Annotated in this window: 25 protein-coding genes; 16 read left to right on the forward strand and 9 right to left on the reverse strand. The window is 42.4% G+C overall.

The features are described 5' to 3' along the window. Positions 1-439: 439 nt before the first annotated feature. Positions 440-790: a helix-turn-helix transcriptional regulator gene (locus R7D93_RS15885; RefSeq protein ID WP_017636227.1), complete on the reverse strand. Its 351-nt coding sequence runs from the start codon at positions 788-790 to the stop codon at positions 440-442. A gap of 129 nt (positions 791-919) precedes the next feature. On the opposite strand from R7D93_RS15885, the gene R7D93_RS15890 reads away from it, so the two are divergent. From R7D93_RS15890 to R7D93_RS15935, 10 genes are all read left to right on the forward strand, one after another. Continuing rightward, positions 920-1,999, forward strand: coding sequence for a replication initiation factor domain-containing protein (locus R7D93_RS15890; protein ID WP_225495881.1), 1,080 nt, complete (start codon positions 920-922; stop codon positions 1,997-1,999). Between the two features lies 1 nt (position 2,000). Next, complete coding sequence (locus R7D93_RS15895) at positions 2,001-2,336, forward strand: hypothetical protein (protein WP_033905312.1); 336 nt, start codon at positions 2,001-2,003, stop codon at positions 2,334-2,336. 11 nt (positions 2,337-2,347) lie between these two features. Then, positions 2,348-2,593: a hypothetical protein gene (locus R7D93_RS15900; RefSeq protein WP_017636224.1), complete on the forward strand. Its 246-nt coding sequence runs from the start codon at positions 2,348-2,350 to the stop codon at positions 2,591-2,593. Between the two features lie 7 nt (positions 2,594-2,600). Then, the gene (locus tag R7D93_RS15905; RefSeq protein WP_225495883.1) at positions 2,601-2,831 is read left to right on the forward strand and encodes a phage coat protein; all 231 of its coding nucleotides are present in this window, start codon (positions 2,601-2,603) and stop codon (positions 2,829-2,831) included. Between the two features lie 132 nt (positions 2,832-2,963). Beyond that, positions 2,964-4,415 (forward strand): hypothetical protein, encoded by a 1,452-nt coding sequence (locus R7D93_RS15910; protein ID WP_225495885.1) that lies wholly within the window; start codon positions 2,964-2,966, stop codon positions 4,413-4,415. Between the two features lies 1 nt (position 4,416). Further along, the gene (locus R7D93_RS15915; RefSeq protein WP_225495887.1) at positions 4,417-4,731 is read left to right on the forward strand and encodes a DUF2523 family protein; all 315 of its coding nucleotides are present in this window, start codon (positions 4,417-4,419) and stop codon (positions 4,729-4,731) included. Then, positions 4,728-5,861: a zonular occludens toxin domain-containing protein gene (locus R7D93_RS15920; RefSeq protein WP_225495889.1), complete on the forward strand. Its 1,134-nt coding sequence runs from the start codon at positions 4,728-4,730 to the stop codon at positions 5,859-5,861. The genes R7D93_RS15915 and R7D93_RS15920 overlap by 4 nt, the downstream gene beginning before the upstream one ends. 151 nt (positions 5,862-6,012) lie before the next feature. Beyond that, positions 6,013-6,144 (forward strand): hypothetical protein, encoded by a 132-nt coding sequence (locus R7D93_RS15925; RefSeq protein ID WP_263856372.1) that lies wholly within the window; start codon positions 6,013-6,015, stop codon positions 6,142-6,144. After that, entirely contained in the window at positions 6,137-6,271 is a 135-nt protein-coding gene (locus R7D93_RS15930; protein ID WP_258458589.1) for a hypothetical protein, read from the forward strand. The genes R7D93_RS15925 and R7D93_RS15930 overlap by 8 nt, the downstream gene beginning before the upstream one ends. A gap of 53 nt (positions 6,272-6,324) precedes the next feature. After that, the gene (locus R7D93_RS15935) at positions 6,325-6,510 is read left to right on the forward strand and encodes a hypothetical protein (RefSeq protein WP_225495891.1); all 186 of its coding nucleotides are present in this window, start codon (positions 6,325-6,327) and stop codon (positions 6,508-6,510) included. A gap of 398 nt (positions 6,511-6,908) precedes the next feature. On the opposite strand, the gene yciH is transcribed toward R7D93_RS15935, so the two are convergent. The 4 genes from yciH to R7D93_RS15955 all read right to left on the reverse strand — a co-directional run bounded on the left by yciH (position 6,909) and on the right by R7D93_RS15955 (position 9,445). Next, positions 6,909-7,220: a stress response translation initiation inhibitor YciH gene (yciH, locus tag R7D93_RS15940; RefSeq protein WP_005376292.1), complete on the reverse strand. Its 312-nt coding sequence runs from the start codon at positions 7,218-7,220 to the stop codon at positions 6,909-6,911. Between the two features lies 1 nt (position 7,221). Further along, complete coding sequence (locus R7D93_RS15945; RefSeq protein WP_005376294.1) at positions 7,222-7,608, reverse strand: DUF3319 domain-containing protein; 387 nt, start codon at positions 7,606-7,608, stop codon at positions 7,222-7,224. Positions 7,609-7,736: 128 nt separating this feature from the next. Then, positions 7,737-8,726 carry a D-alanine--D-alanine ligase gene (locus R7D93_RS15950; RefSeq protein ID WP_033907069.1) on the reverse strand — a complete coding sequence of 330 codons (990 nt, stop codon included), beginning with the start codon at positions 8,724-8,726 and terminating at the stop codon, positions 7,737-7,739. A 149-nt stretch (positions 8,727-8,875) separates the two neighbouring features. Continuing rightward, positions 8,876-9,445, reverse strand: coding sequence for an SPOR domain-containing protein (locus tag R7D93_RS15955; RefSeq protein ID WP_005390018.1), 570 nt, complete (start codon positions 9,443-9,445; stop codon positions 8,876-8,878). A gap of 236 nt (positions 9,446-9,681) precedes the next feature. Between R7D93_RS15955 and R7D93_RS15960 the strand changes: the two genes are divergently transcribed. Next, on the forward strand, positions 9,682-12,315 hold the full coding sequence (locus R7D93_RS15960) for a bifunctional acetate--CoA ligase family protein/GNAT family N-acetyltransferase (protein ID WP_213867715.1): 2,634 nt from the start codon (positions 9,682-9,684) through the stop codon (positions 12,313-12,315). Between the two features lie 77 nt (positions 12,316-12,392). Here R7D93_RS15960 and R7D93_RS15965 read toward each other — a convergent pair whose 3' ends face one another. Further along, entirely contained in the window at positions 12,393-13,280 is an 888-nt protein-coding gene (locus R7D93_RS15965) for a LysR family transcriptional regulator (protein WP_017634152.1), read from the reverse strand. Between the two features lie 231 nt (positions 13,281-13,511). On the opposite strand from R7D93_RS15965, the gene R7D93_RS15970 reads away from it, so the two are divergent. Continuing rightward, complete coding sequence (locus tag R7D93_RS15970; protein ID WP_213867714.1) at positions 13,512-15,650, forward strand: TonB-dependent hemoglobin/transferrin/lactoferrin family receptor; 2,139 nt, start codon at positions 13,512-13,514, stop codon at positions 15,648-15,650. A 335-nt stretch (positions 15,651-15,985) separates the two neighbouring features. Here R7D93_RS15970 and galE read toward each other — a convergent pair whose 3' ends face one another. Further along, the gene (gene galE / locus R7D93_RS15975) at positions 15,986-17,002 is read right to left on the reverse strand and encodes a UDP-glucose 4-epimerase GalE (protein WP_213867713.1); all 1,017 of its coding nucleotides are present in this window, start codon (positions 17,000-17,002) and stop codon (positions 15,986-15,988) included. Between the two features lie 54 nt (positions 17,003-17,056). Continuing rightward, a complete protein-coding gene (locus R7D93_RS15980) occupies positions 17,057-19,015 on the reverse strand; it encodes a diguanylate cyclase domain-containing protein (RefSeq protein ID WP_085569032.1) in 1,959 nt (652 codons plus the stop codon). A gap of 319 nt (positions 19,016-19,334) precedes the next feature. Between R7D93_RS15980 and R7D93_RS15985 the strand changes: the two genes are divergently transcribed. Genes R7D93_RS15985 through R7D93_RS15995 form a run of 3 tightly spaced genes read left to right on the forward strand, consistent with a single transcriptional unit; the run spans position 19,335 to position 21,705 of the window. Further along, positions 19,335-20,090 (forward strand): 5-oxoprolinase subunit PxpA, encoded by a 756-nt coding sequence (locus R7D93_RS15985; protein WP_053307689.1) that lies wholly within the window; start codon positions 19,335-19,337, stop codon positions 20,088-20,090. Beyond that, complete coding sequence (locus tag R7D93_RS15990) at positions 20,090-20,773, forward strand: 5-oxoprolinase subunit B family protein (RefSeq protein WP_005386313.1); 684 nt, start codon at positions 20,090-20,092, stop codon at positions 20,771-20,773. Before R7D93_RS15985 ends, R7D93_RS15990 begins: the two co-directional genes overlap by 1 nt. Then, on the forward strand, positions 20,770-21,705 hold the full coding sequence (locus R7D93_RS15995) for a biotin-dependent carboxyltransferase family protein (protein WP_213867712.1): 936 nt from the start codon (positions 20,770-20,772) through the stop codon (positions 21,703-21,705). Before R7D93_RS15990 ends, R7D93_RS15995 begins: the two co-directional genes overlap by 4 nt. A 28-nt stretch (positions 21,706-21,733) precedes the next feature. Here R7D93_RS15995 and R7D93_RS16000 read toward each other — a convergent pair whose 3' ends face one another. After that, complete coding sequence (locus R7D93_RS16000; RefSeq protein ID WP_213867711.1) at positions 21,734-23,173, reverse strand: FAD-dependent oxidoreductase; 1,440 nt, start codon at positions 23,171-23,173, stop codon at positions 21,734-21,736. Positions 23,174-23,688: 515 nt separating this feature from the next. Here R7D93_RS16000 and R7D93_RS16005 point away from each other — a divergent pair. Next, positions 23,689-25,320, forward strand: a complete 1,632-nt coding sequence (locus R7D93_RS16005) for a tyrosine-type recombinase/integrase (protein ID WP_225495900.1) — start codon at positions 23,689-23,691, stop codon at positions 25,318-25,320. Positions 25,321-25,495: the final 175 nt, after the last annotated feature.

Below are 25,495 nucleotides of genomic sequence, written 5' to 3' on the forward strand. Positions count from 1 at the left end.
TTACTTGATGCAGTGTTTTTTGTGTTTATATCTATTTGCATTTTCATTACTACTCGGTACCGTTAGTGCGCATTATGGGTGAGTGTTATGTTGAGCGGTTCGCCTTTGGCCTAGAACGCCGAAAAGGTGGGCGGTGCGAAGTGGCTCAGCCGAACTTGTTCGTGGTGCAGATGAGAGAGAATCGTTTTCAAGTGAGAGCCCGTAACATAACACACATAATGCTGCACTACAGAAATGACATACCAACCCTTTCCGGTATGTCATTTTTTAACATACCGCTTGCTAACGACCGTTTGAGCGAGCATTTTGGGAGGGGCCCGCTTTGCGGGAGGGACCTAAAAGCGGAGCTAAACCCCCGTCTAGTATTACGGGGGTAAATTCCACTGAACCATCAGTGTTCTCCGTGTATTCGCAAGCGTAGCGCGCCAGTGTTTGAGCGTTAGCGAGTCTTATCTGAGGAGAAATTATTTCTAGCTCTGTTGCTTTGATTCCTCAAATACAAACCTTCGACCATTATCGACAGTGATTCGATCTCCGCGTCGTTGAAATCTCCAATCGCTGAACTAATTTTCTCTATCAGTCTTTCGTGCGGATTCTGTTCTCTTCCAAGTACTTCATTAACTGATACCCCAAGTCTTTTAGCTATTAAAACTAGCTCTGATGCTTTTGGCTCAGTCTTGCCTGATTCCCAGTTCATAACGGTTTTTGCCGATGCTCCGACAGATTTAGCCATTTCAAGCTGAGTGACTCCTTTTTCCTCTCGGAGTCTCTTAATGTTCTCATTTAGCATGTTAAACCCCTTATTGAGTCCATGTTTTTTCTCATTATAAGGAGTGTTTTTTCATACAGTATCTTGACAAGGTAAAAATATTTACCCAAGATATGCAATAAATTTACTCTTGACAGGTTTTCAGAGAACATGAAAAAACAAGTATTCACCCCTGAAGAATTGGAAATCGATACTGAGGCGAGTCCTTTTGTTTTTGTTGATTACCTGTCTTGGACAATCCCTTACTCATCTTTGCGTCACGCTCACAAGTCAGATCTTTCTTCTGCTATCTGGGCTCCAATCCCTAAGCCAAATTACCGTATGGCTAGAACTCCTGAGCAAAAAGAAAAGTTAATCGAGCGATACAAACAGCAATGGAACGTTTCAATGATGGAACGTTTGGAGGTTTTTTGCTTGCACGTTCTTGGCCTTCGCATGTCACCTTGGCGCGGTAAGGGGTTATACGGTTACGAGGATTCATGTCACTTGATGACCAAACACTCTAACAAGCACGTTGGTTTTGTTGCTTTGGGTGGCAATCGCGGAACCTGCTATTTCCAAATTGAGGGGCTAGGGTGCAAACACGTTTTTGAGCACACAAGTGCATTCCGTTTGCATTGGTGGTTAGAGCTTCTCGACTGTAACCGTCTATCTCGAATCGACCTTGCAGTCGATGACTTCCACGGCTTGTTCGGTCGTGAGTATGCAAAAAAAGCCTATGCCGATAATGCGTTTCGCACATCTGATAGGGGTTGCGGCCCTAGTGCAGGTGAGCGTTATTTCGCTGAACCTTCCGGCAAGGTTATCAATGAATCGTTCGAGGTTGGCAATCGCAAATCTCGTATTTACTGGCGTATTTATAACAAGGCTGCTCAGCTTGGGCTCGATCTGTTTTGGTTTAGAAGTGAGTGTGAGCTGAAGGAGATGCCAATCGATGTGCTTCTCAATATCAGCGGTTACTTCGCCGGAATTTGTGCGTATAGCGCATCTATCGTATCCAGCTCTCCAGTAAAGGTGGTTACAAAAAAGAAACAAGTTGCGCTCGATATGCACGGGCGCATTCGTTGGGCTCGTCGTCAAGTTGGCCGCACGTTAGCGGATATTGCTAAGTACTTGGATGGTGACTTGGAGAAAGTTTTCGGGTTGCTCATATCTGAGGATACGCAGGGTGATTTGCTCAACTTGCCTGATACATACAAACACATAATCAAAGAGATAATGGAGAATTAGCATGGCTGTTCGTTACGTTCTAACAGGTGGCACTTACTCAAAAGGCGTTGGTAAGCAATCTGGTAAAAAATATGAAATTGGTCGTTTGTTTGCTGGTAAGGCGTTGAAGCCTTGGGAAAACGAAAACGGCTCTCAAATTGCGTTTGGTATTGAATCTGTCGAGGTTCCATTTGCGCCAAACGATGCACTTCTCGCTAAATTCGAAACAACGATGTGTCCGGCTCTTGTTGAGTTCGAGTATGAACCTGACCCAGAAGACCCGCGTCGCAACTTGGTTTGTGACTTCAAAGTCATTCGCAGCCTGTTCGACAGTCCTGTCTCTGAAAAAGCTAAGTAAGGTTTTTAATTATGCCTGTGTGCGCACTTCCAAACGCTGACGGTTTTATTGCTGTCGTTCCTGAAGTTGATGCTGCTTCTTGTAGCGGTTACGTCATGGTTACGGCTCAAGAATACGGTTCGCTGATGGATTTCACTCAGGTTACTGGCCCTGAAGCCACTCAAATGTTCGGCCTTGGTTTTTCCTTGGTGTTCTTTGGGGGCTTCATTTCTACCTATGCCATCAAGATGGCTTTACGTTTAATCAAACTTCTCTGAGGTACTTATGAAATACATCAATCAAGCGAAGAAATTCGCAAAACGTGGTGCTGCTACTGTTGCTGTGACTGCTTTCTCTGGTGCTGCTTTCGCAAGTGAGGCAGGTGCTGACCCATTCAGTGCAATCGACCTTGCTGGCGTTGCGACCAAAATCGGTGCGGCTGGCTTGCTAATTGTTGGTATCGCTATGGCTCTTAAATCCATCACTCTTGCTAAGCGTGCTGTGAATAAGGCTTAAGTTTATGTTGGCCATTCTTCACGATGTCATTCTCATCGTCTTTGTGCTTTTGGGTGGCATGGCTGGATTTGTGGCCTCTCAAAACTTTAGAGGATAGGGGGCTTCGGTCCCCTTTTTTAATGAGGTTTATATATGAGTATTAAACAAAGCATTGCGGCACTGTTGATACTTTTGAGTGTTTCGTTTAGTGCTTTAGGTGATACAGAAACTTATTACGCTGTTTATGGTAGTCAATTGTGTGGGGGGAGTACTATAAAAGCGGGTTCTATAGATGCCTTGGGGGCTAAATGGGCCACATCACATAATTGTGTCTCTGAAACAGTTAAACCCTGCACCTATTCGCATTATAAAAACAACCAATGGGACCAAAGACTTTATTGTACAGCCAAAAACGGGCTTGATTATTACGTTGATTTCGAGATTGTTCGAGTCCAATGTCCCGAAGGTCAAGTAATAAATGAGCAATCAGGTAACTGTGAGTTACCACCTAAAACATGTGAAGAATTAAAAGCAAAAGACGCCCCTTCGCCTGGCTTCATTCCTGAAGATGGGCAACCTCTAACAACTACTCGTTATTACTGTGAAACAACAAGAATGTGCGAGGCTAAGCAATCTTATTTTGCGTCCGGTGGCGACTTAGTAAAAGAGAGTTATTACACGGGAAATGAATGTGTTGGTTCTGCTGATGACTATACGAATGACCCTTATTATCCGCCAATTACTCAACCGGACGACCCCGACGTCACTGACCCAACACACGACCCTGACGACCCTACAGGCGGTGACATTCAAGACCCTAGCGTTTTACCGGACTCTGATAGTGACGTTGTGGTTCCTAAGCCACCAACGGATGAGCCAGACGTAGAAGACCCGCCAACAGATGAATCAACAGATACGGCAGTTGTTAGCGCAATAACTGGAATGAATAAGGATGTTAACAAGGCTCTTAATGAGATGAATATCGACATTAATCAATCAAGTGCTGATGTTCAGAATCAAATCATTGCACTGAATGCCTCAGTTGTTACCAATACGCAAGCCATTCAAAAGCAGCAACTTAACGATAATGAAATCTATCGTAAAACAAAGGCTCTTATTCAACAGACCAATGCTGACATAACATCATCGGTGAACAAAAACACCAATGCTATTAACGGAGTTGGTGAGGACGTTGAAAAAATTGCTGGCGCTATGGATGGTATTGCTGAGGATGTCTCTGGTATTTCTGAAACACTGGATGGAATCGCCAACACTGACACGTCCGGCGCTGGTACGGGGGGGACTTGTATCGAGTCTGGTAATTGTACTGGCTTTTATCAGTCTGCTTATCCAAATGGGCTAGGTGGTTTGGTGTCTGGTCAAATGAATGATCTAAAAAACAATGTGATTGACGACTTTGTTAATTCGTTTGGCGACATTGATTTGTCTAATGCTAAACGTCCTTCTTTCGTTCTGCCGGTTCCTTTCTTTGGTGACTTCAGTTTTGAAGAACACATTAGTTTTGACTGGGTTTTCGGCTTTGTTCGTGCAGTTCTGATTATGTCGTCCATCTTCGCAGCGCGTCGTGTCATTTTCGGGGGTTAATATGGATTGGTTAGTCGATTTATTTAATAAGCTTCTTGTGTTCCTGTATCAACTTTTAGTTTCGCTCTTTAACATGCTTAAGGACTTGTTTTTCTGGGCGGTTGAACAGGTAATGGAGATGGTTAACATGCTGCTTTCTGGCGTGTTCGCGCTCTTTGCGCCTGTTGATATGAGTCAGTATATGACGTCGATTCCTCCAACTGTCTCATGGGTTTTGGCTGCGGTCGGCGTTCCTCAGTGTTTATCAATTATCCTTGCTGCAATCACTATTCGTTTGTTGCTTCAATTGATCCCGTTTACGAGGTTAGGTTCATGATTTATGCAATAGCAGGAAGACCTGGAGGCGGTAAAACTTACGAGGCCGTGGCTTATCACATCATTCCGGCCATTAAGGAAGGGCGTAAAGTTATCACTAACATTACGCTCAATGTTGATTGGTTTGCAAAGATATTCGGTGAGGATGTGCGCGACCTAATCAAGATAGTTGACGGTCGCTTGACCGATTTTGGCTCTACAAGTCGGCCTTTTAGTCAAATTGAAGATTATTCAGATGAGTGGCGAAATGAGAAAGGACAGGGGCCTTTGTACGTTGTTGATGAGGCTCATATGAGCTTACCATCTCGTGGGCTTCCGGCTGCTATTCTTGAGTGGTTTTCGATACACCGTCACTATGGTGTCGATATCATCTTGCTGACTCAGAACATACGCAAGGTGCATCGTGATATCAAAGATATGATTGAAGTCACTTACCGTTGCACTAAAAATACTGCAATGGGTTCCAGCAATTCATACACCAAAAAGGTTCAAGATGGTTGCAACGGTGAGGTGGTTAATACGTCGATACGATCTTACAAGTCTGAGTATTTTCCGTTTTATAAAAGTCACTCTCAATCCAACAAGCATGTGCAAGAAGCGCAAGCCAAAGACATTAGACCTTTCTGGAAGCGATGGCCTGTTATCGGTACCGCTTTGCTTTTGGGTGTTGGTTTGCCTATCAATATCATGGCGTGGTGGCCTGAATCCGAAAAAGCACCGGAACCAGTAAAGCAGCAAAATGTTAACGTTGAAATTCCAGCTGGCACGCCAACAGCACAAGGAACGGCAGAGCCAGCAAAGAAAAAGTCTAAATCTGATTTTGGTCCCTTAGATGGTTACGATTTTTTTGTCACTGGTTACGCAAAACAAATAGCAGGAGCTAGTTTGAGGCCAATCACTGAGTTAAACCGTGACCTAACTTTCTACAAGATATACATCGATGTTTACGACGGCACGGATAAACTTTTCAGCTTCGACCATACAGATTTGGTTGATATCGGCTACCAGTTCGAGGCTCTTTCGGATTGTGTCTATCGGGTAACTTGGGAAGATTCAGAAAGGATCTTCACTTGCGGCCAACGCGAAAAGCCAACTGACATTCTTCAACAAAACGTTCCTGTTCAGATATAGCAATGTTGATAAACATTCTTTGGGCTTTGTTCTGGGGCTTCTGCATTTGGGGAACAATAATGCTATTCAGATGGTCAGCCTCTAGTTAGACCGCTCGCCGCAAGAAGTGATATTGAGCTTGCGAAAATCGCTTCGAGGAAGCGGAACATGTATGAAATTAATCTTTGGCAGGTTCACACCTGATTTAATTATGGAATGGATTTATGATGTTTATGAAGGGTTTATCTTCTTTGGTGTTTTCTTGCTGGTATTGCTGCTTGTAGGAGGTTATCGCAATGATTGATTCGATTTTTGCTTGGCTAGGCTCTTATGAGTTTTCATTTTGGCATTTACCGCTTTGGTTTTTTGCTAGCGTTATTTATTACTTCCTTTGGGATTTGGTTATCGACCATTACAAACCTTACCCTTAGTGCGCATTATGTCGAGATAGTGAAATGATTCATAGATTAGCGAGGAAATAGATATGTCTATAACTTTAGATACTGAAGACCTTACAGTTTTAAGAAAATACGAAGATACCTGCCCAGAATGCAAACAGCTATCTGAGTTTTTAGTTTTTGTCGATTTAGATAATTGTCGTTATGACTATTGTGGTCAATGTAGTTGGTATGATGTTACTGACCCTGATGATGATTTATTAGACCCTTAGTGCGCATTATGGAGATTATGGAATGATTGAATCTTTTCAGGCTTGGGCTAGTTCCCCAGAAGCTCAAGAGCGTCTGCCTTATCTTTTACTTGATGCAGTGTTTTTTGTGTTTATATCTATTTGCATTTTCATTACTACTCGGTACCGTTAGTGCGCATTATGTATATTATGTTAAATTGTGTATTGCTGTACGCTAAATGTTGTCTGAGTATGCTCCTATTCCCCCTGCAGATTTTAAATTTAAGGGCCTTACTGTGAGCATTAAACATAATGGTTATTTACCATAAAATAGCTAATATCGATCTATCAATCTACGATTGCTTGCTCTTCAATTAGCAACTTATAAAAAATGGCGTCTATTTCTTTAGACGCCATTTTTGTTTACTGGAAATATTAAATTAGCCACCGGCTAATTTGACTGTCATGCCTTTCTTTTCAAGATGTGCCTTGATCTTGTCTCTAGCATCACCTTGAATCTCGATATTGCCATCTTTTACAGAGCCACCACAGCCACAGACTTTTTTGAGTTCTGCCGCTAATAACTTTAAAGGTGCATCATCCAAGTCTAGACCTGTAACAATGCATACGCCTTTACCTTTACGGCCTTTCGTTTGGCGCTGAATCCGAACAACACCATCGCCTTTAGGGCGAGATACTTTTTCTTCTTCCGGTTTAATTCGACCGGTTTCTGTTGAATATACCAGAGTCATTCTATTGTTTCTTTTGTTGTTGAGCTTGCATCGCTTTTTGCTTTGCAACCAAATAAGCTTCGATATGGCGTTGAATAGCGGCTTTACTGCCCTTAATCAGTTTACCATTAAACATACAGTACCAAGAGTTAGGTTGGCCTGTATCGTTTTGAATAGTATAGCCGTTAAAGACCTCTGATTTTGCAACACCAGTTTGCTGCACTCTTTGTCCGAGTGAAGCAAACTCTTTGGGATCAATAATCGATGCGGTGTCACACCACCAATCAATGCTTTTCTTTACCGCCGTCAAACTGCCCTGTAAAACGTGGTTCTTGATTTTAACCTTCCAAACACTGCCATCTGATCCGACTGACTGCAGGTTAAAACCTCTATAATTTGAAATCGCCATACCACTGAGTCATCTGTTTAATGCGTTGATATAATCATAATTGCTACTGAGCAATATTCAAATACGGCTTGAATAATCCTTGCTCTAGAAAACAACTTGTATCATAAAACGCGTCTCGATAACGTTAATCACTTTGCACTGTTTATACAATCTTCCAAGAACTCATGAAATTTGTGCCCGTTGTTTTGAAGCATTTTAGGGAACATTGAGATCGGAGTCATTCCTGGAAATGTGTTTACTTCGTTTAAGTAAATCTCATCATCTTCCGTTAGGAAAAAGTCGATACGAGATAAATGACGAAGATTCATTTGTTTAAATACCGTCTCTGACGCGTGTTGGATGGAATCTAATTGTATTTGAGTTAGATTCTTCGCCTCAACTTCTGTGAGCGAGTGACTTGAACTGCTGTACTTTTCATCGTACGAGTAAAAAGCACCATCAGGCGCGATGACCTCGCCTGGCTTAGTGATATGTAGTTGGCCATTCATCTCATATGCAGCAACTTCAAGTTCTCGAGGTTTTACTGCTTTCTCAACCAACACTTGGTCAGAAAACCCAAAAGCATCATTTACTGCATTAGAAAGCTTGTCTTTTTCTGTGACACTGTAACAGCCAACGGAAGAGCCTTGGCGAGCGGCTTTAACAAAAACTTTTCCCCACTTTTCAAAGGCTTTATGAGCTTGAACGTGAGCTTCTTCATCGTTTCGCGTTAAGAATAAGTATGGCGTATTGGGTATGCCAATAGCGTCGTACCAAAGCTTAGATGTGATTTTATTGAAACTATTGCTACTCGCTTCTGGCCCGCAGCCAAGATAAGGAATACCTGCGATTTCAAACAGAGATTGAATGTCGCCTGTTTCGCCAGGAAAACCATGTATACAAGGCACGATGAAATCAATGGTTTGATTAGATTCACTTGAGCACAACTGCTTGGTATTGAGATCCAAGTAAACCAACTCACCTTGGTTGGTCATCCAACCTTCGTTTTTTATTTCTACGCGTGTAACGTGAACGTCTTCAATAAGATTTAGTTGTTGTTCGACAAAGTTTGCAGACAATAATGAAATCTCGTGCTCAGAAGAGCCACCGCCGCATAGTAAAAGAATATTTTTAATCATGAATCCATCTTTCCGTGACCTACAAAAGATACTATTTATTATGATAAACCTTTGAAGTGTGACGTACAGTAATTTTAATGTGAGGAATGTTGTTCGAATAGGATTTGAGCAAATAAATAAGGGAGCTATTCGCTCCCTTATTTGATGTGTTAATTTAATTTGTTAAGCGTTGGGTAAGCTGAGTTTTTGATTGCATCAATGCTTTTAACAAATGGTCTTAACTGCTGAAATTGAGCTGGCAAAGTCGAAATCGCTTGCTTGGCTTCTGCGCTTGTTGCGTAGTCTCCGTATAAAACTGAGAACCACTTAGTACCGTTTACAACTTTGTAGTTTTCCCAAATTGGCTGACCGTTCTGTGGCAGCTTATTTGCAAACTGATCGACTTTAGCTTGGCTACCCACAGCTGCGACTTGAATGGTATAGCCGAATCGTTGAATGCCAGCTTGCTTTTTACTTGGTGGTACGATCTTAACTGGCTTCGCCTGCTCTTTTGGCGTTAGCTTGACTACTTTCTTTTCTTCAGGCTTTGCCGTCATTTTCACAACAGTTGGTTGTACGTCTTTTTCTACTACAGCGTTTTCAGACGCCATAATTGGTTTAGAGATACGATCTGATTTGTAGTCCTCTCGGTAACTTTCTGAGGTCACATCCGTGATGTAAGTTTCAGATGCACAAGCAGAAAGCAGAACTGACAAGCCGATGATTGCGATTTTTTTCATGAAGTAACAAATGCTCTGGATAAATATTACGATAAATCATGCCGATAGCAGGGCCGTTTATCAAGCATCAAATACAATAATCTGTGATTTTGATGTGATGAATAACACAAACTCCATAAGCATCGTACACATTTTCTGCAATGTCTGGTCTGAAGATGTTTTATCAGTAAATTATTCGTTTATGATTGATATGAAACCGAGAAGCCAACGTGACTTACAAACGGCCAGGAGTCAGCATGAATAAACTACATAAACTCTTTAAACCCAACTCTGTGGCCGTTATTGGGGCATCTCAAAAAGCATTGCGAGCAGGACATGTTGTGATGCGCAACCTTCTACAAAGTGGATTTGGTGGCGCGATTATGCCAGTAACGCCGCGATATAAAGCCGTATCTGGCGTGATCGCTTACCCTGATGTAGCTTCCCTGCCCTATACGCCAGATATTGCAATTTTGTGTACGAACGTTTCACGTAACGAGCAATTGCTTAAAGAGCTAGATGAGAGAGGCACACCGTTTGCGATTGTTATCTCTGATGACCCTAATCCTTTAGATATCTCATCATTGAACATTCGAGTCTTAGGCCCAAACAGCTTAGGTATCATCCTTCCTTGGCACAATTTTAACTGCACGTTTTCCCCTGTTGCAGCTAAACCCGGAAAAATTGCTTTCATCTCACAATCCGCGGCGGTTTGTACCACGGTTTTAGACTGGGCAAATGATAAGAACATTGGTTTTTCTTCGTTCATTTCGATTGGGCGCGGACAAGATATCGATTTTGCAGATTTGCTCGACTATTTGAGTATGGATGGAAACACTGAAGCTATTCTGCTTTATGTTGATAATATCCAAGACGCTCGCCGATTTATGTCTGCTGCGCGCGCCGCTTCACGTAACCGACGTATATTGGTGCTAAAAGCGGGCCGCTCTAAAGAGATGAATACTTTTGAGCAGCAAGACGGAGATACACTTGACGTAATTTACGATTCTGCTATTCGCAGAACTGGTATGTTACGAGTCAGCAATACGCATGAGCTTTTTGCCGCGGTAGAAACACTCACGCATTCTGTGCCACTTCGTGGAGAGCGTTTAGCGATCATCACCAATGGCGGCGGCCCTGCTGTTATGTCCGTTGATACTTTGATTGAACGTGGTGGCCAACTCGCAACGCTTGATGACGCTTCCATTGAGCAATTACAAGCAGTACTTCCATCCAACTGGCGTGCTCGAAATCCAATTGATCTGTCTGGTGACGCAACCCAAAAACGCTATATTGATACCATTAACGCACTGATGAATAACGACTGTGCAGATGCGATATTGATTATGCATAGTCCTTCTGCTGTTTCTGATCCTCTTGAAACTGCTCAAGTCGTTATTAATGCCATCAAATCTCACCCTCGGCATAAGCATTTTAATATCTTGACCAACTGGTCAGGAGAACAAACGTCGAAAGAAGCGCGACTGGCCTTTACTCAAGCAGGCATTCCAACCTATAGAACACCTGAAAGTGCGGTTGTAGCATACATGCACTTGGTCGAATACAGACGAAACCAGAAACAACTAATGGAAACGCCAACGACGGCAGAGCCATTACATTCTGGAAGTGTGAGTTCAGCAAAAGAATGGGTAAACGAACGACTACTGGATAAAAACACAGTCACCTTGGATACGCATCAAACCAGCCCATTATTTAAGCTGTTCGGGTTTAACGTTTTGCCTACGTGGATTGCATCTGACGACATTGAAGCCGTTCATATGGCAGAAAATATTGGATATCCTGTTGCGGTTAAATTGCGTTCTCCAGACATTCCTCATAAATCGGATGTTCACGGTGTCGCTCTAAATTTAAGAAACAGTCGAGAAGTTTCCAACGCAGCGCTATCCATTTTAGATACTGTAAAGCTCAGTTACCCTTCCGCCAATGTACATGGGCTGTTGGTACAAGGGATGGCAAAGCTCGGCAGCGCTGAAGAGCTACGGGTTAGTATTGCAGTAGATAAAGTCTTTGGACCAGTGATCTTGCTTGGTCAAGGCGGCTCTGAGTGGAATATAGCCCAAGATGCCGTCGCTGCACTTCCTCCTTTGAACATGACGCTTGCGCGCTACCTTGTCGTTGTTGCCTTAAAGTCTGGAAAGATTCGCCTGCAGAAACACAAAGATGCGCTCGATATTACTGAGTTGTCGAAGTTCTTGGTTCGTATCTCCCAAATGGCAGTTGAGTTACCAGAAATACAAAAACTGGATATCCATCCAGTACTGGTGTCCGGAAGCGATTTAACTATCCTTGATGCAGATGTCACACTGTGTAAATACGAAGGAGACGCCCAAAAACGGCTAGCGATTCGCCCTTTCCCGGCAGAGTTTGTCGAAACTGTAACGCTTCGAGATGGCCAACCTATCCTGCTTCGTCCTATCTTGCCTGAGGATGAGCCGCTACATGCTCAATTCATTAATAGCGTATCGAAAGAAGATCTCTATAAACGTTTCTTTTCTGAAGTTGGAGAGTTCAACCATGAGGCTTTGGCAAACTTTACTCAAATCGACTACGACCGCGAAATGGCGTTTGTTGCGGTAGCGTTTAATACTGACGGACCGTCTATCATAGGGGTAGCCCGCGCATTGATTACACCAGACAATAGTGACGCTGAGTTTGCTATTTTGATTCGTTCAGATTTGAAAGGAAAAGGTTTAGGCAAAGTGCTGATGCAGAAAATAATCAGCTATTGCAAAGTTAAAGGCACAAAGCAAATGTCTGGAATGACCATGCCAACAAACAGAGGAATGTTGATGTTGGCTCAGAACTTGGGGTTTGAGATCGATGTCCAGTTTGCAGACGGTACGGCAGATATGGTGCTCCCTTTAAATTGAAAAGCGCAGCATTAGCGATGACTTTTACTTCTTACATTCGATAATCAATGGGAATCTAAGAGTTAAAAGTTACGTTGTTACTTTAGTTTCCAATTCTTTTTTAAGTACTGAATACACCAGGATTTTGCCTCACCCATAGTGTTCCGGCGCCATGCCAAAATAATATCCATCGGCTGTTCTTCAGTGCCTTCGATTCGTTTCAATACACCACTATCAATAAGAGGTTGTGCAATTTGGCTTGGTAATGTACCAATACCCAAACCTGCAGTGAGCGCTTCTACTTTTGCCGTAAAGTTGGTGACGGTCAAGCGAGGCTGTTTTTGAATGATATTAATTGAGAGCGCTGGTTGCTCACGTGCGGTATCTGCAATAGCAATAATCCGATACTTTTCTCGCGCTGCTTCATCAAACTTACCACTACGCTTGTGAACATAGTGATCAGCGGAAGCTACCCAATACATACTCATTTTACCAATTTTTTCTGACTTAACTTCTTGAGGAAGCGTATCCAGTGATGGGCAAATCAGTAAATCAGCTCTCCCCGTATTCAACGACTCCCAGCTACCAGCCAGAATCTCCTCTTGCAGCCTGACTCGAGTTGAGCTGACCTCGGCCAGCGCATCAACCATCGGGAAAAAGTTGGATATAGGAATAATGCCATCGAAGGCAATGGTAATATCCAGTTCCCAGCCATTCGCCAATAACGTTGCATCGTTCACTAACTTTTCACTGGCTTGTAAAATGGCTCTTCCTCTTTCAAGAATAAGCTTACCTGCTTCAGTAAAATGGGCTTTGTGACCAGAGCGATCGAAGATAATAATGTCTAAGTCTTGCTCGAGTTTCTGGATTTGATAGCTCAGCGATGACGGGGCTCTGTCTAACTCATTCGCAGCAGCAGCAAAACTCCCTCTTCGATCAATAGCATCTAGAATATGGAGTGCTTCTAACGTAATTGGACTCTGCACATGGCCTCTCTTAATGTGATATCCATCACATTCGTTGTATTTGGATAAACTTATCAAGAACTAACGACAAATAATATAACATATTGATAACTAAAGACTAGGAATGCTCATAGCCTAAGAAGAAGATTCAATACAAATCAATAAATGACAATGGTAATGATAGTAATTACCATTTAGATCCATTAATATCCGCGTGTTGTTACCTATTATGGATCTAAGGTATTGAAGCCAATGTATAAAAAATCAATTTTGTCAGCCTCCATTTTAGTTGCCCTTTCCCATACTGCTTATGCGGAAGAAGCTTCTAAGTTTGAAGAAGTCGTTGTGTCGGCCACCCGTACCAACCAAACCATAAACACTGTTGCTGCTTCTGTTGCTGTTGTATCAGAGAAAGACATCGAAGAAAACATGGTAAAGGACTTGAATGATCTATTCGAGTATACGCCAGGTGTTACTGTTAATGGCACTCAACGCCAAGGCGTCCAAAGTATTAACATTCGCGGGATGGAAGGTAAACGAGTTAAAATCTTAGTAGACGGTGCATCTCAACCAGGTGTATTCAGCGGTGGACCATATTCGTTTATCAATTCTAGTGCCGTTACTGTCGACCCCGATATGCTAAAGAGTGTCGAAATTGTTAAAGGAGCAGCTTCTAGCCTACATGGTAGTGATGCAATTGGCGGTGTTGTCGCATTCGAAACAAAAGATCCGAAGGATTTCCTCAAAGATGGTAAAGACTTTGGTGGTCAAGCTAAACTCTCTTATTCATCGGAAGATAACTCTTTTAGTGAGCATGTAGCTTTAGCAAAGCGTTTCGGTAATACAGAAGCACTTATAGCCTTTACACGCCGTGATGGTGCAGAGCTACAAAACTTCTCTAAGGCGCCTTACGATAACTATTCTGTGGACAACCAAGATTATTACAAAAACGATCTATTGGTAAAACTTCAATCTCAATTGAATGACGCCCATCGCTTGGAGTTTTTGGGAGAAGTTATTTACAACGAGACTGACTCAGAGATCGCACATAAAAGTTACAAAAACTTCAACGCTGAAGACACAACCAAGCAAAATCGCATTGGGCTCAAGCACATTTGGTTTGCAGATGCAGCTATCTCGGATACGATCACGTCCAAGCTTACATGGATTGGTAAAGAAGAAAACGGCGTCTCTAATCGCTTTATCGAAGCCAGCCCTGGTTACCCACCTTACGTACCGCCTAGTGGTGACAACCAACAGAAAAAAGATTACGAATATACTGAAGACAAATTTGAATTCGAAACTCAGTTAGATAAAGAGATTCAAAATCACTATATTGTTTACGGAATATCGTACAAACATAGTGACATCAGTAATACCAATCGCGAGTTTAATTCCGATCCTGGCACGTCAGATACTGTTTACGTTTACACACCGGATGCAAAAGAAGAAAGCTTTGGTTTATTCTTGCAAGATGAAATTTCGCTTCTTAATGACAAGCTAATTCTGACTCCAGGTGTGCGTTACGATTACTTCTCTACTAATCCTTCAAATACTTCTGAAGAGTCATTCGAGAAGTTTAGCGACTCTGCATTAACTGGTCGTTTAGGAGCAACTTACTCTATATCGCAACCAGGCACGATCTTCGCGCAAGTGAGCCAAGGGTTCCGAGCGCCATCGTTCGACGAGCTTTACTACACCTACGATAATCCGGCTCATGGCTATACCAACCGCCCTAACCCAAATTTGGGATCTGAAAAGAGTTTGTCTTATGAGCTTGGTTACCGTCATAACACTGCAGCGTCGGCAACTGAAGTAGCGTTCTACTACAGTGATTACAGTGACTTTATTGAGCAAACGTCATCAAACAATGGTGGTTTAACTGAATTCACAAATATCAATATTAGTGAAGCAAACATTAAAGGGGTTGAGCTCTCTAACCGTCTTGATTGGCATGCTATTGCCGGTCTTCCATCAGGCGTAACAACTCGCTTTGTTGCAGCATACACAGAAGGTGAAGATGGTGATGGTAATCCTTTGAACAGTGTAAACCCATGGAATGCCGTGGCTGCTGTAAATTACGATTCACCAAATGCACTTTGGGGGACAAGCCTAAAAGTAAACTACACGGCTAAGAAATCGAACAGTGATATCAACTCTGATGGTGATAAAGGCGGAATCAAAGACCAAGTTGCTTTGCCGTCTGCGACAGTCGTTGACTTAACGGCGTACTACAAACCAATGAAAGATATAACCATTCGTGCTGGTGTTATGAATCTAACGAATGAAGAATACCATCTTTGGAACGATGTTCGCGGTAAGACTGAGTTAAGTCGAGACAAAACGCAAGCTGAGCGTAATTACAACATTAGTGTTAAATACGAGTTCTAAACCTTAAAAACACAAAAGCCAGCGTAATGCTGGCTTTTTTTATGGCTTTCATTTCAAAAATGTAAAGAAAAGTATGAAAAATGAAAGTTTACTGTTTTGCCATCTCTTTTTTCACCATTACTGCTGCTGCAATGATGAAAGTGATGATCAGACCGAGTTCCATGAACTACCCCAATAGCTATGAGAAAATTTATAACCCAAATTAAGAGTCGGGCATAGTTTAACAGCTCTATATATACTTGCTACCTTTTAACCAGTAATTTACGATTTTTTCCGATTTGGATCAAAAAAGACGCAATCACGCGCCTTTTTGTTACTATTATGTAAATTAAATATTAGGCGTCTGGATAACCTTGAGGGTTAGTAGACTGCCAGCGCCATGTATCGCCAGTCATTTCTTCTAGAGTGCGAGTTGCTTTCCAACCTAACTCATTCATCGCTTTTGATGGATCCGCCCAACACTCTGCAATATCACCTGGACGACGCTCAACAAGTTGGTATGGGACATCTTTACCACTTGCGGCTTCAAATGCTTTCACCATGTCCAGTACACTGTAGCCGTTACCAGTACCGAGGTTATAGATATGAAGGCCAGCTTTGCTACCTACTTTTTCTAATGCAGCAACGTGACCATCGGATAAGTCCATTACATGAATATAATCACGTACGCCTGTGCCATCTTTGGTCGGATAATCACTACCAAACACAGAAAGGAACTCTCTTCGCCCTACCGCAACTTGAGAAACAAACGGCATTAAGTTGTTTGGAATACCTTGAGGATCTTCACCTAGCTCGCCTGTTGGATGTGAACCTACCGGGTTAAAGTAACGAAGAAGTGTAATGCTCCAGTCAGGGTTCGCATTTTGGAAGTCGGTTAAACACTCTTCTACCATTAATTTGCTGCGCCCATATGGGTTAGTTGCGCTAGTTGGAAAGTCCTCTGTGATGGGTACAGATGCAGGATCACCATATACAGTCGCTGATGAACTAAATACCAACGATTTAACTCCGGCTTCACGCATTGCATCAACCAATACTAAAGTGCCATTAACGTTGTTGTCGTAATACTCTAAAGGTTTTGCTACAGACTCACCGACGGCCTTTAAACCTGCAAAATGGATAACAGCTTCAATATTGTGCGACTTTAGTGCTTCTACCATCGCCAATTTATCTCTGATATCGGCTTTAATGAAGATTGGCTTTACACCACATACCTTTTCAATTCGATCTAATACCGTAGATTTACTGTTGTACAGGTTGTCTAGAATCACTGGCGTCATGCCAGCTTCGATCATTTGAATACACGTATGACTACCGATATAGCCCATACCACCCGTAACGAGTACTTTCATTTTATTATTCCTTCTGACGCGAATTGGGTTAGTTTAAAGCTTTGACGTTACGATTTAAACTGTCTCTTGTAATTCGCATCCCATTAATATTGCTTGGCCTTTTCCGGCTTTCTTTGCTTGATACATTGCCGTATCCGCACTTTTTAAAACTCGAGTAGCATCGCGCTCATTTACGCCGACTAATTTTACGCCGATACTAACGCCAACTTTGAGTAAGTGACCTTTGTACTCAATTGGAGCACATATGCTCTCGAGCAACTGTTCTGCTATTCGGGTGACCACTTTTTGATTGGCGGGATTTACCAACATGACAAATTCATCACCAGAAAGTCTTGCGATTAAATCACTATGTCTCGTCGCAGATGTTAGACGCTCGGAAACTTTTTTCAAAACTTCATCACCTGCATCATGACCGTAGGTATCGTTAACTTCTTTAAATCCATCCAGATCGAGGTACAAAACTGCAAATTCGTCACGCAAGTATCCAGAGCGTTGTACTAGTTGTTCCAACTCTAAATGGAACTTAGATCGATTGGCTAACCCCGTTAAAGCATCGTGATGAGCTAAATGCTCTAATCGTTCCATCTCTTTTGCGCCGGAAAGGTCGGTAAGAACAATAACCAGATCATAGAAACCATAGTCTTCACACTTAACGATACGATTGACTCGAGCAAACATCGGTACAAACTGACCAATATGGTTCTTCTCGATAACTTCACCTTGCCAAACGCCATAATTTTCTATCGACTCGATGATACTAGGCATCATTTCCTGTAACTTGCGCCACTTTAGCGTTTGGATGAATGACTTCCCAATAAGCTGATCCACCTCTAAGCCGACTAACTTAGTGACGGCAGGGTTTGCCATCGTAATGACACCGCGATGATTAAGAACAATGAGACCATCTTGGCTGCTTTCAAAAACACGTCCCGCAACACGTTGCCGGTTTATGGCTTCTTCAATTTCGGTGATATCTTGAATCGAAAACAGTAAGTATTCATGTGTCGAGAGGCGACGACTGGTTAGGCTCAACTGCTGTTCGTTATCTGCATTTTTGAGGTGAATATCATCGCACTCTAAGCCTCGACTCAGGATCTGACTCAGCTCATTCGGTGTTTTGGTTTTAATTAGATCACGAATATTGGCGTATTTAAGTTCATCTAATTTTTTTTGAAATATTTGCTGGGTCGCCGTATTACAATGAATAACACGTCCGGAATTGTCTGTAATAACTAATGCATGCTGAACAGATTCGATAACCTCTTCTGAAAATGCGCGCTTTTGTTCTAGTGTGTCTAGCGAATGTTGCCGCTGCTTCTCACGTACTGTTAACCTATTCATCATTTGATTGAAAGATCTCGCGAGCTCTCCAATTTCATCGTTGGCGTAATAGCGTGCTTGATTTTCCGTGCTTCGTCCGTGTGTCACATTCTCTATTAAGCGGCTAAGCTCCATAACGGGCTTGAGAACAAGCCTCTCGATACTTATGTAAAAAACAGTGCCACCAGCGATCAGAAACAGAAGAAGTAAAGCGCCATCTTGAAGTAAAGATTGTATGGCTTCTACAATTGGGCGATGAGAAAGCGTAACTCTCATGCTACCAATGACATAGCCATCATGGATAATCGGCTCTAGAACATAAAGAAATTTGGTTGATAAGGCATAGCCTAGAGCGTGCAACCTACTTCTTTCGGTTTGACTTGGAACGGGTGCTAGTGCCCCACTTATCTCCATAACAGCGAATGGTTGGTCATCTTGGTCATAAAGTTTGACCCGCGTTACATTTGGCTGGTTTAAAAAGTTGGCGAGAATAGTTTGAGCTTTTTGCTTGTCCTTTGTTGTCAGCGCATCTTTAATTGAGAAAGAAACATTGTTAATCAGCTTTCTTGTCTGCTCGACCAGTTCATGCTTAGACGATTGGTATACAGTATACGAGGTGTAACCTTTTGAGATAACAAAGATAGCCGTTAAAAAGACCAGAAGAGGCCAAATAAGCTTCGCTCGTAATGACATATATATTCCTGTCGCAGACAACCACAAAAATGACAGAAGAACCATTATGCAATCTATCACCCATGAAGGGCGACAAGATTAACACGATGCTAATGCAAAATAACCTTAAATTCTCAAAAATTGGATGGAAAAGAAACGAAATACCTTAAAATTCGGATCAACTCAAATAACGGCAACATCTTTATGGACTAACGTGATCTTTTTCGTCAGCTATCTGCTCAAAAAGCTTCGTTTTCATGATAGAAGAATGAAGTGAGTCACTGAACCTAGATGCATTTTCCTGCATCGTAAACCCATTGCTTGTGTAGAAATAAAACGTATGACATTGAATAAACAGCAACTTACATTGAACTGTGATATGGGCGAGAGCTTTGGCTCTTGGAGTATGGGCGCAGATGAAGAAGTGATGCCCCATGTTGATATGGCGAACATCGCGTGTGGTTTTCATGCCTCCGACCCTAATGTCATGCACGACACCATCACCCTAGCGAATGACAACGATGTTGATATTGGCGCACACCCAGGTTACGCCGACCTACAAGGCTTTGGCAGACGAAGCATAAGCATGACGGGTGATGAAATTACGAACATGGTTATATATCAGGTTGGTGCTTTACAAGCATTATGCCGGGCGCAATACACAGACATCAGTTACATAAAGCCTCATGGCGCTCTATACAACGATATGATGAAAAGTGATGCGATATTTAGAGCGGTAGTAAAGGCGGCAGCACTGTTCAAAGTACCTTTAATGATCCTAGCTTCACAGGAAAACGAAAAATACTTAGAAATCGCAGACGATTATGATGTTCCCTTGCTATTTGAAGCATTTGCAGACCGTTTATACCAAGATGACGGCTTACTGACTCCTAGAACACAGCCCAATGCCGTGTTAAAAAGCGAGCACGCGATACTTGAGCAAGTCCGGACCTTAGCTGACTCTGGGCGTGTCAAAACCGCTTCAGGCGGTTACATATTATTGGAAGCCGACACAATTTGTGTTCATGGTGACAATGAAGAGTCGATCGCGCTGATCCAAAAGATCCGCCAAAGCCTATACGCTGGAGGAAATTAATGCATAAAGAGAAATTTAATATCTCTTTGATCTCCGAGTGCAGTATTTTCATTAAGTTTGATGAGAGTATTTCTGAAAATGCAGTCGGAGAGCTTGCTCGCAGCATAAGAGAAACTTTCGCTTCAATTGTTATGAACGTTGTCCCCTCCTATCAAACTATTCTCATTGATTACTTACCTTTTCGAATCAACGAAAAAAACTTAGTCAATGAGCTGCAACAAATCGTGAGCCAGTTTGATACTCAATCACTTAAGCTTTCCCAGCCGAATCACATTACTATCCCTGTATATTACTCTGAAGAAACCGCGTTAGATCTATCTCGTTTTCAAAAGCGAGGTCTGTCATTAGACGATCTTATTACCCTGCATACGAAAACCGAGTACGCGGTTTCTGCAATTGGCTTTGCTCCAGGCTTTGCATTTCTCTCTGACGTTGATACTCAATTGCACATGGCAAGGCTTGCCACACCAAGAACTCAAGTGCCGGCCGGAAGTGTAGGAATCGCAGACTCTAAAACGGCCGTCTATCCATCAGATAGTCCTGGCGGATGGAACATTATTGGTAAAAGCCCGCTTGCGCTCTTCTCCGACTCTCCTCCTTTTATACCGTTTGAAGTGGGTGACAAGGTCACCTTTAATGCTATTTCAAAACAAGAGTTTATCGATTTAGGAGGCGTACTATGAGTTACGGTGGATTACTGGTGGAAAAGCCAGGACCGCTCTCTTTAGTTCAAGACTTTGGTCGTTTTGGCTTAGCGCATGTCGGTGTGACTCAAGGTGGCCCGGTCGACGACTATGCTTACAGTTGGGCCAACCATTTGCTTGGTAACGTAGTCAATTGCGTTGCGATTGAAATTACTCTGGGTAACGCTTGTTTTATTGCATTGCATAACTGCCACCTTGCTATATGTGGCGGTGATTTAAATGCAAAAATAGATGGTGAACCTATTTCAAATTGGTCTGACTTTACGTTGAAAAAAGGACAGAAGCTTCAGTTCGGAGTCGCAAGGAATGGACTTCGCTCCTACCTAGCGGTTAAAGGTGGATTCAATGTTGCTCAGCACTTAGGAAGCGCATCGACCGTCTCGCGAGAATCTCTAGGTGGTTATGATTCAAATGGTGGCGCTTTGAAAGCTGGCGATATTCTTCCCTTTGTCCCTCATAACTTACCGAAACGTAAACCAAGGCAAATGACGTTTCGCTTTAAGCCAGATTACAACTTACCCATTAAGCTGAGAGTGATTGAAGGCTATCAGAACGAGGACTTTGATGAAGACACTCGCCAAGCATTTTATAACAAAGCATTCATCATCTCCCCAAATTCGAATCGCATGGGCTACCGTCTTGAGGGCAATAACATTCGTCCACCATACGAAGGCGTCCTATCTGAGGGAATTGCATTAGGTTCAATTCAAATACCTAGCGATGGTAACCCTATTGTGCTGCTCAACGATCACCAGACTATTGGCGGGTATCCTAAATTTGGCTGCGTAGCCCGTATTGACTTACCTAGACTAGCACAGGCGAAACCCGGACAAAAAGTCAATTTTGTGAAAGGAGATAGACTAGGCTTGCAAGAAGTATGGTGCCAATGGGCTCAGTTTTTTGGGTATTAATACAACCACTGAGCCCAAACACAGCCGATTATGCAGGCATACCATAACGCACTGCTAAAGCTTGTGGATAGCCTCGCTCTTGAGTGAGTTTAATCGCGTACTGCTCGACCTCTTGTTCAGACCACTTTACAGCGACCGGATGCTGTGTTTCCACATTTTGGTTAGGATCGATGTCAAACCAGAATTGAAGCATTTTTTGCGCTGCGAGTAGTGTCGATGACGCTTTTACCACCTCTATTCTCGCGTAGTGGTTATCTTCAAAAGTCACATCTGCCGCTCTGAGTACTGGATCTGTGCCGGGAATTTGCTGAGCGCCAAATAATGCTTTTCCTCCTTTTACAGCAGAGTGATAGTCGGGAATGAACTGTGCCATGTGTTTGATGGCGTTGTTCGTTCGCTCTTCTAACACTTCTTCTCTCCAGCCGTTACGGATCTTCGAGAGTAAAGGCATAGGCAGTTCAGGTTGAGCAGATGAGTTCGTGCTCTCCACTAAACCATCTTCAAACAGCGTGATTCCTTTTGTCATACCATGAAGTTGAAAGTAACCATCGCCATAAGGCGTCAATTGAGCCATTCCTTTATCGGTTCCACGCGGGCCATGAAAAATAACTTCTGGCCATTGTTGTTGACAGTCTGCCCACCTCGTAACGTAAGCGGCTTTAAACTCCACCAACCTGTCTCGCTTGGCACCAACTGTGTTGTCAATTGAGCCTGTTTCAAAGCCACACGCGTTAACCAAGTAGTCGCATGTCATCAGGTAATCGATACCTTCACGTTCATAGCCAAGTTGCCAGTGTTCCCCCGTCCAATCGGCTTGCTTGAACATTGCTTGTGTGAAGACTGAAGCATTAGGAAGCGTATCTAGTGTTAAGTTGGCAATTGCAGCGAGGCGAAAAACACTCCAACCATATTCTTGAACTGCGACAACAGGATACTTTAGCGCTTCAAGATCAGCATGTTGAGCAAAAGGAATACACCACTCATCGAAGTTTGTAGGATGACTTGGTTGAGTACGTTGCGCGAGAGCTTCTAGCTCCGCTTTTGAATACAGTTTGTAGTATTCGCTTGGCTCGCCGAGCACTTTATTATTCTCATCTTTATCAACGAGCGTCTGATAAGCACTTTTCACAACCTCTAATCGCGGAATTAGTGTGGATGGGTCTCCACCATCGGAATGAGGAACCGCGATGATTGTCGGACGAATATTCAGTGAAAGCGGATACAGGCGAACAGTATCAATAGATTGTTCTAACAAGTCTAAGCATTGTTGCTGGGAAATCTCTCGATATAAATTACCACCAGCATGCAAATGACAAATGGGTGGACCATTTACTAGTGATACGCCCTTCTCTATTACGGAAACTTTAAAACCCAGCTCCGCAAAATGAATTGCTGCTGTTGCACCTGCTACACCGCCACCAACAACAGCGATATGCTTATCTTTATAACTTGGAAACTCAGACTTCATTGCTTCACTAAAAATTTTATAAGGAAAATTCTTTACTAACGGTGAATTCTACTCGTGTTTGGACTTGATTAAAATCACAAAAAGTTCATGGGTTTGCGAAATATCCAACAGCGCCTGTAAAGTGCATTAAAGTAGAAAAAATTTGCGAAAAAGTACTTGACGACATGGTTAAGAAGACACTTTTTTGTGTCTATGTGAATAAGAATTTCACTGTAAGACCCATGGCGCAAAGCCTGCAGAAACACCCCACTTTTTACACCATTTAGTTATCCCAAAAGTTATCCACTGTTTTTGTGGATAACTAAAATAAAAGTGTCATGGAGTGTTCCAAACTTGATAACACTCGCTGCGATTAAGTGTTTACTGGCGTTAACAATCTTTTCAACAAACTCATCACTACAAGTGCCAACGTAACAAATGTTGCAAGCGGTAAAGCTATCCACAATTCGGGGTTCTCAGATAAGTAAAACACGTGCTTTCCGGTAGGTTAGCATGATTATCTGGATGATATACACATGTCATACGTCTTGTCATACACGAATGGTTCAAATTACCTAATAAAAAGAGGAAGATTTTTTTATATTTCTATCCGTTGCGAAGGGAAAATTTTTAGGAAGTCACTTAAAACCGATATACTACCTGTTGCTCAAGAAATGGTAGAAAATGTATTAATCGAAACAAGGAGAATTGGGAAAATGTCTGTAGAGTTGTTAAAAGCGATAGTTGATGATCAGATTGATACAGCCATAGAAGCAGCAACAGCGGTACTCTACCCTCGTTCTTTACAAGGTAAGGCAGCTATCAAAGCTCACTACAAGCAGACTATAGGCGCGACCTTACACAATATGCAGGTAGAAGATGCAGAAGGAATGGCAATCGAAGATCTAAGCCAGCATTACAAACATGTGCCTACTTTTAGAGAATCACAGGTTGATAAGCTTCGCCGACCTTCGAATTTACCTCAAGCAGATGAAAACGATTGTGGTTTAGAAGAACATTATGAACAGCCTACCCAAGAGTTAGGACTACTCGACACATATAAAAAATCGATTGCTAACGCTCTAGCGAATGATGACCTAGTTACGGCTCACAACAACCTAGCTGCTTTAAAACAAAGTTTTGAGATTGATACAGCGTCACAAACTGAGTTGGTAGATTCCCCAACCACACCGACTTTCAAAGAAGCCTTAGATCAATATATTCATGATAAATCGAGCAACTTGTACATTAAGAAAAACAAGCCTGTTAGTAAGAAAGCCTCAGATGAAAAGATTAACTATCTATCACGTTTAATTCTGCACTTGTGGAAGGATAAACCAATCGGAGACATCAACGGTAAGGAGATTGATAGAGTTTTCAGGTTGTATAGCCAGTTCCCTTTAACCAAACACAACCCTTGGAAGTCAATGACCCTTGAGGAGCGCATAGAAGCAGCAGAACAAGGTGACGTTCCAAAAGGTGAACGTGTAGGTAAAACACTAGGTAGGATTAAAACGGCTGTTAATTTGTTTTTTGACCACTTTTGGCGTTTGGCTGTGATAGATAACAATCCAGTGAAAGATATGCGCTTTAATGACTTTGTTGGAGGTGGTGAACGTGGTTCATTTACAAAAGCTCAGTTGAATGACTTTCAAACCTTTGCAACGACTAATGATTTAGATGGTTTCAAAGTAGCGATCCTTCTTCAAATGTATAGTGGGATGAGGAATAGTGAAATCTCTAACATTCAACCAGAAGATATTAAGACTGAGCAAGGTGTTGATTACATACATGTAAGAGGAACTAAAACCGTCAATGCTGAGCGTTACATCCCTATTCACTCTAAGCTAAAAGAGTTCGGTGTGGTCGACTATATTAAAGCAGGTGGTGAAATATACACCTCTCAAAGCATCACACAACGTTTTAATCGTTTGATGCAATCTCTCAGTATGTCTAAAGAAGATAGCAAAGGCCTACCACTAAGCTTTTACAGCTTTAGACATAACTTTGCTTCTGGTTTGGCTTCTGGTGGTGTTTCAGAGCTTCACATTGAATGGTTAATGGGTCACAGCCATACAGGAACAAAACAACGTTACATAGATAGAGGTGTTGAACACGTTCCATCATTAGCGGAGAGTATCAATTGCTTAAGCTATGAATTCATGTAGAACTACAGGCGGCAACGTGGCCGCCTTATTTACCTTTTAAGTTTGCACCTCTCAACGTTTGCCAGTGTACAAAGTCATGATCATTGTTAACTCTTACAAAGGGGTAAGGCGCAGCAAAATAGACTAACTGATTACAGCTAGTACAAAGGTGTGGTATCTGATTGTGTCTCGTTAT

The sequence above is a fragment of the Vibrio sp. YT-15 genome, assembly GCF_033337445.1.
GTDB classification, from domain to species: Bacteria; Pseudomonadota; Gammaproteobacteria; order Enterobacterales; family Vibrionaceae; genus Vibrio; species Vibrio alginolyticus.

What these genes read in the sequence shown, in the direction of transcription:
- R7D93_RS15885 (WP_017636227.1), bottom strand. Translation starts at nt 790, where the DNA reads ATGCTAAATGAGAACATTAAGAGACTCCGAGAGGAAAAAGGAGTCACT.
- R7D93_RS15890 (WP_225495881.1), top strand. Translation starts at nt 920, where the DNA reads ATGAAAAAACAAGTATTCACCCCTGAAGAATTGGAAATCGATACTGAG.
- R7D93_RS15895 (WP_033905312.1), top strand. Translation starts at nt 2,001, where the DNA reads ATGGCTGTTCGTTACGTTCTAACAGGTGGCACTTACTCAAAAGGCGTT.
- R7D93_RS15900 (WP_017636224.1), top strand. Translation starts at nt 2,348, where the DNA reads ATGCCTGTGTGCGCACTTCCAAACGCTGACGGTTTTATTGCTGTCGTT.
- R7D93_RS15905 (WP_225495883.1), top strand. Translation starts at nt 2,601, where the DNA reads ATGAAATACATCAATCAAGCGAAGAAATTCGCAAAACGTGGTGCTGCT.
- R7D93_RS15910 (WP_225495885.1), top strand. Translation starts at nt 2,964, where the DNA reads ATGAGTATTAAACAAAGCATTGCGGCACTGTTGATACTTTTGAGTGTT.
- R7D93_RS15915 (WP_225495887.1), top strand. Translation starts at nt 4,417, where the DNA reads ATGGATTGGTTAGTCGATTTATTTAATAAGCTTCTTGTGTTCCTGTAT.
- R7D93_RS15920 (WP_225495889.1), top strand. Translation starts at nt 4,728, where the DNA reads ATGATTTATGCAATAGCAGGAAGACCTGGAGGCGGTAAAACTTACGAG.
- R7D93_RS15925 (WP_263856372.1), top strand. Translation starts at nt 6,013, where the DNA reads ATGAAATTAATCTTTGGCAGGTTCACACCTGATTTAATTATGGAATGG.
- R7D93_RS15930 (WP_258458589.1), top strand. Translation starts at nt 6,137, where the DNA reads ATGATTGATTCGATTTTTGCTTGGCTAGGCTCTTATGAGTTTTCATTT.
- R7D93_RS15935 (WP_225495891.1), top strand. Translation starts at nt 6,325, where the DNA reads ATGTCTATAACTTTAGATACTGAAGACCTTACAGTTTTAAGAAAATAC.
- yciH (WP_005376292.1), bottom strand. Translation starts at nt 7,220, where the DNA reads ATGACTCTGGTATATTCAACAGAAACCGGTCGAATTAAACCGGAAGAA.
- R7D93_RS15945 (WP_005376294.1), bottom strand. Translation starts at nt 7,608, where the DNA reads ATGGCGATTTCAAATTATAGAGGTTTTAACCTGCAGTCAGTCGGATCA.
- R7D93_RS15950 (WP_033907069.1), bottom strand. Translation starts at nt 8,726, where the DNA reads ATGATTAAAAATATTCTTTTACTATGCGGCGGTGGCTCTTCTGAGCAC.
- R7D93_RS15955 (WP_005390018.1), bottom strand. Translation starts at nt 9,445, where the DNA reads ATGAAAAAAATCGCAATCATCGGCTTGTCAGTTCTGCTTTCTGCTTGT.
- R7D93_RS15960 (WP_213867715.1), top strand. Translation starts at nt 9,682, where the DNA reads ATGAATAAACTACATAAACTCTTTAAACCCAACTCTGTGGCCGTTATT.
- R7D93_RS15970 (WP_213867714.1), top strand. Translation starts at nt 13,512, where the DNA reads ATGTATAAAAAATCAATTTTGTCAGCCTCCATTTTAGTTGCCCTTTCC.
- galE (WP_213867713.1), bottom strand. Translation starts at nt 17,002, where the DNA reads ATGAAAGTACTCGTTACGGGTGGTATGGGCTATATCGGTAGTCATACG.
- R7D93_RS15980 (WP_085569032.1), bottom strand. Translation starts at nt 19,015, where the DNA reads ATGTCATTACGAGCGAAGCTTATTTGGCCTCTTCTGGTCTTTTTAACG.
- R7D93_RS15985 (WP_053307689.1), top strand. Translation starts at nt 19,335, where the DNA reads ATGACATTGAATAAACAGCAACTTACATTGAACTGTGATATGGGCGAG.
- R7D93_RS15990 (WP_005386313.1), top strand. Translation starts at nt 20,090, where the DNA reads ATGCATAAAGAGAAATTTAATATCTCTTTGATCTCCGAGTGCAGTATT.
- R7D93_RS15995 (WP_213867712.1), top strand. Translation starts at nt 20,770, where the DNA reads ATGAGTTACGGTGGATTACTGGTGGAAAAGCCAGGACCGCTCTCTTTA.
- R7D93_RS16000 (WP_213867711.1), bottom strand. Translation starts at nt 23,173, where the DNA reads ATGAAGTCTGAGTTTCCAAGTTATAAAGATAAGCATATCGCTGTTGTT.
- R7D93_RS16005 (WP_225495900.1), top strand. Translation starts at nt 23,689, where the DNA reads ATGTCATACGTCTTGTCATACACGAATGGTTCAAATTACCTAATAAAA.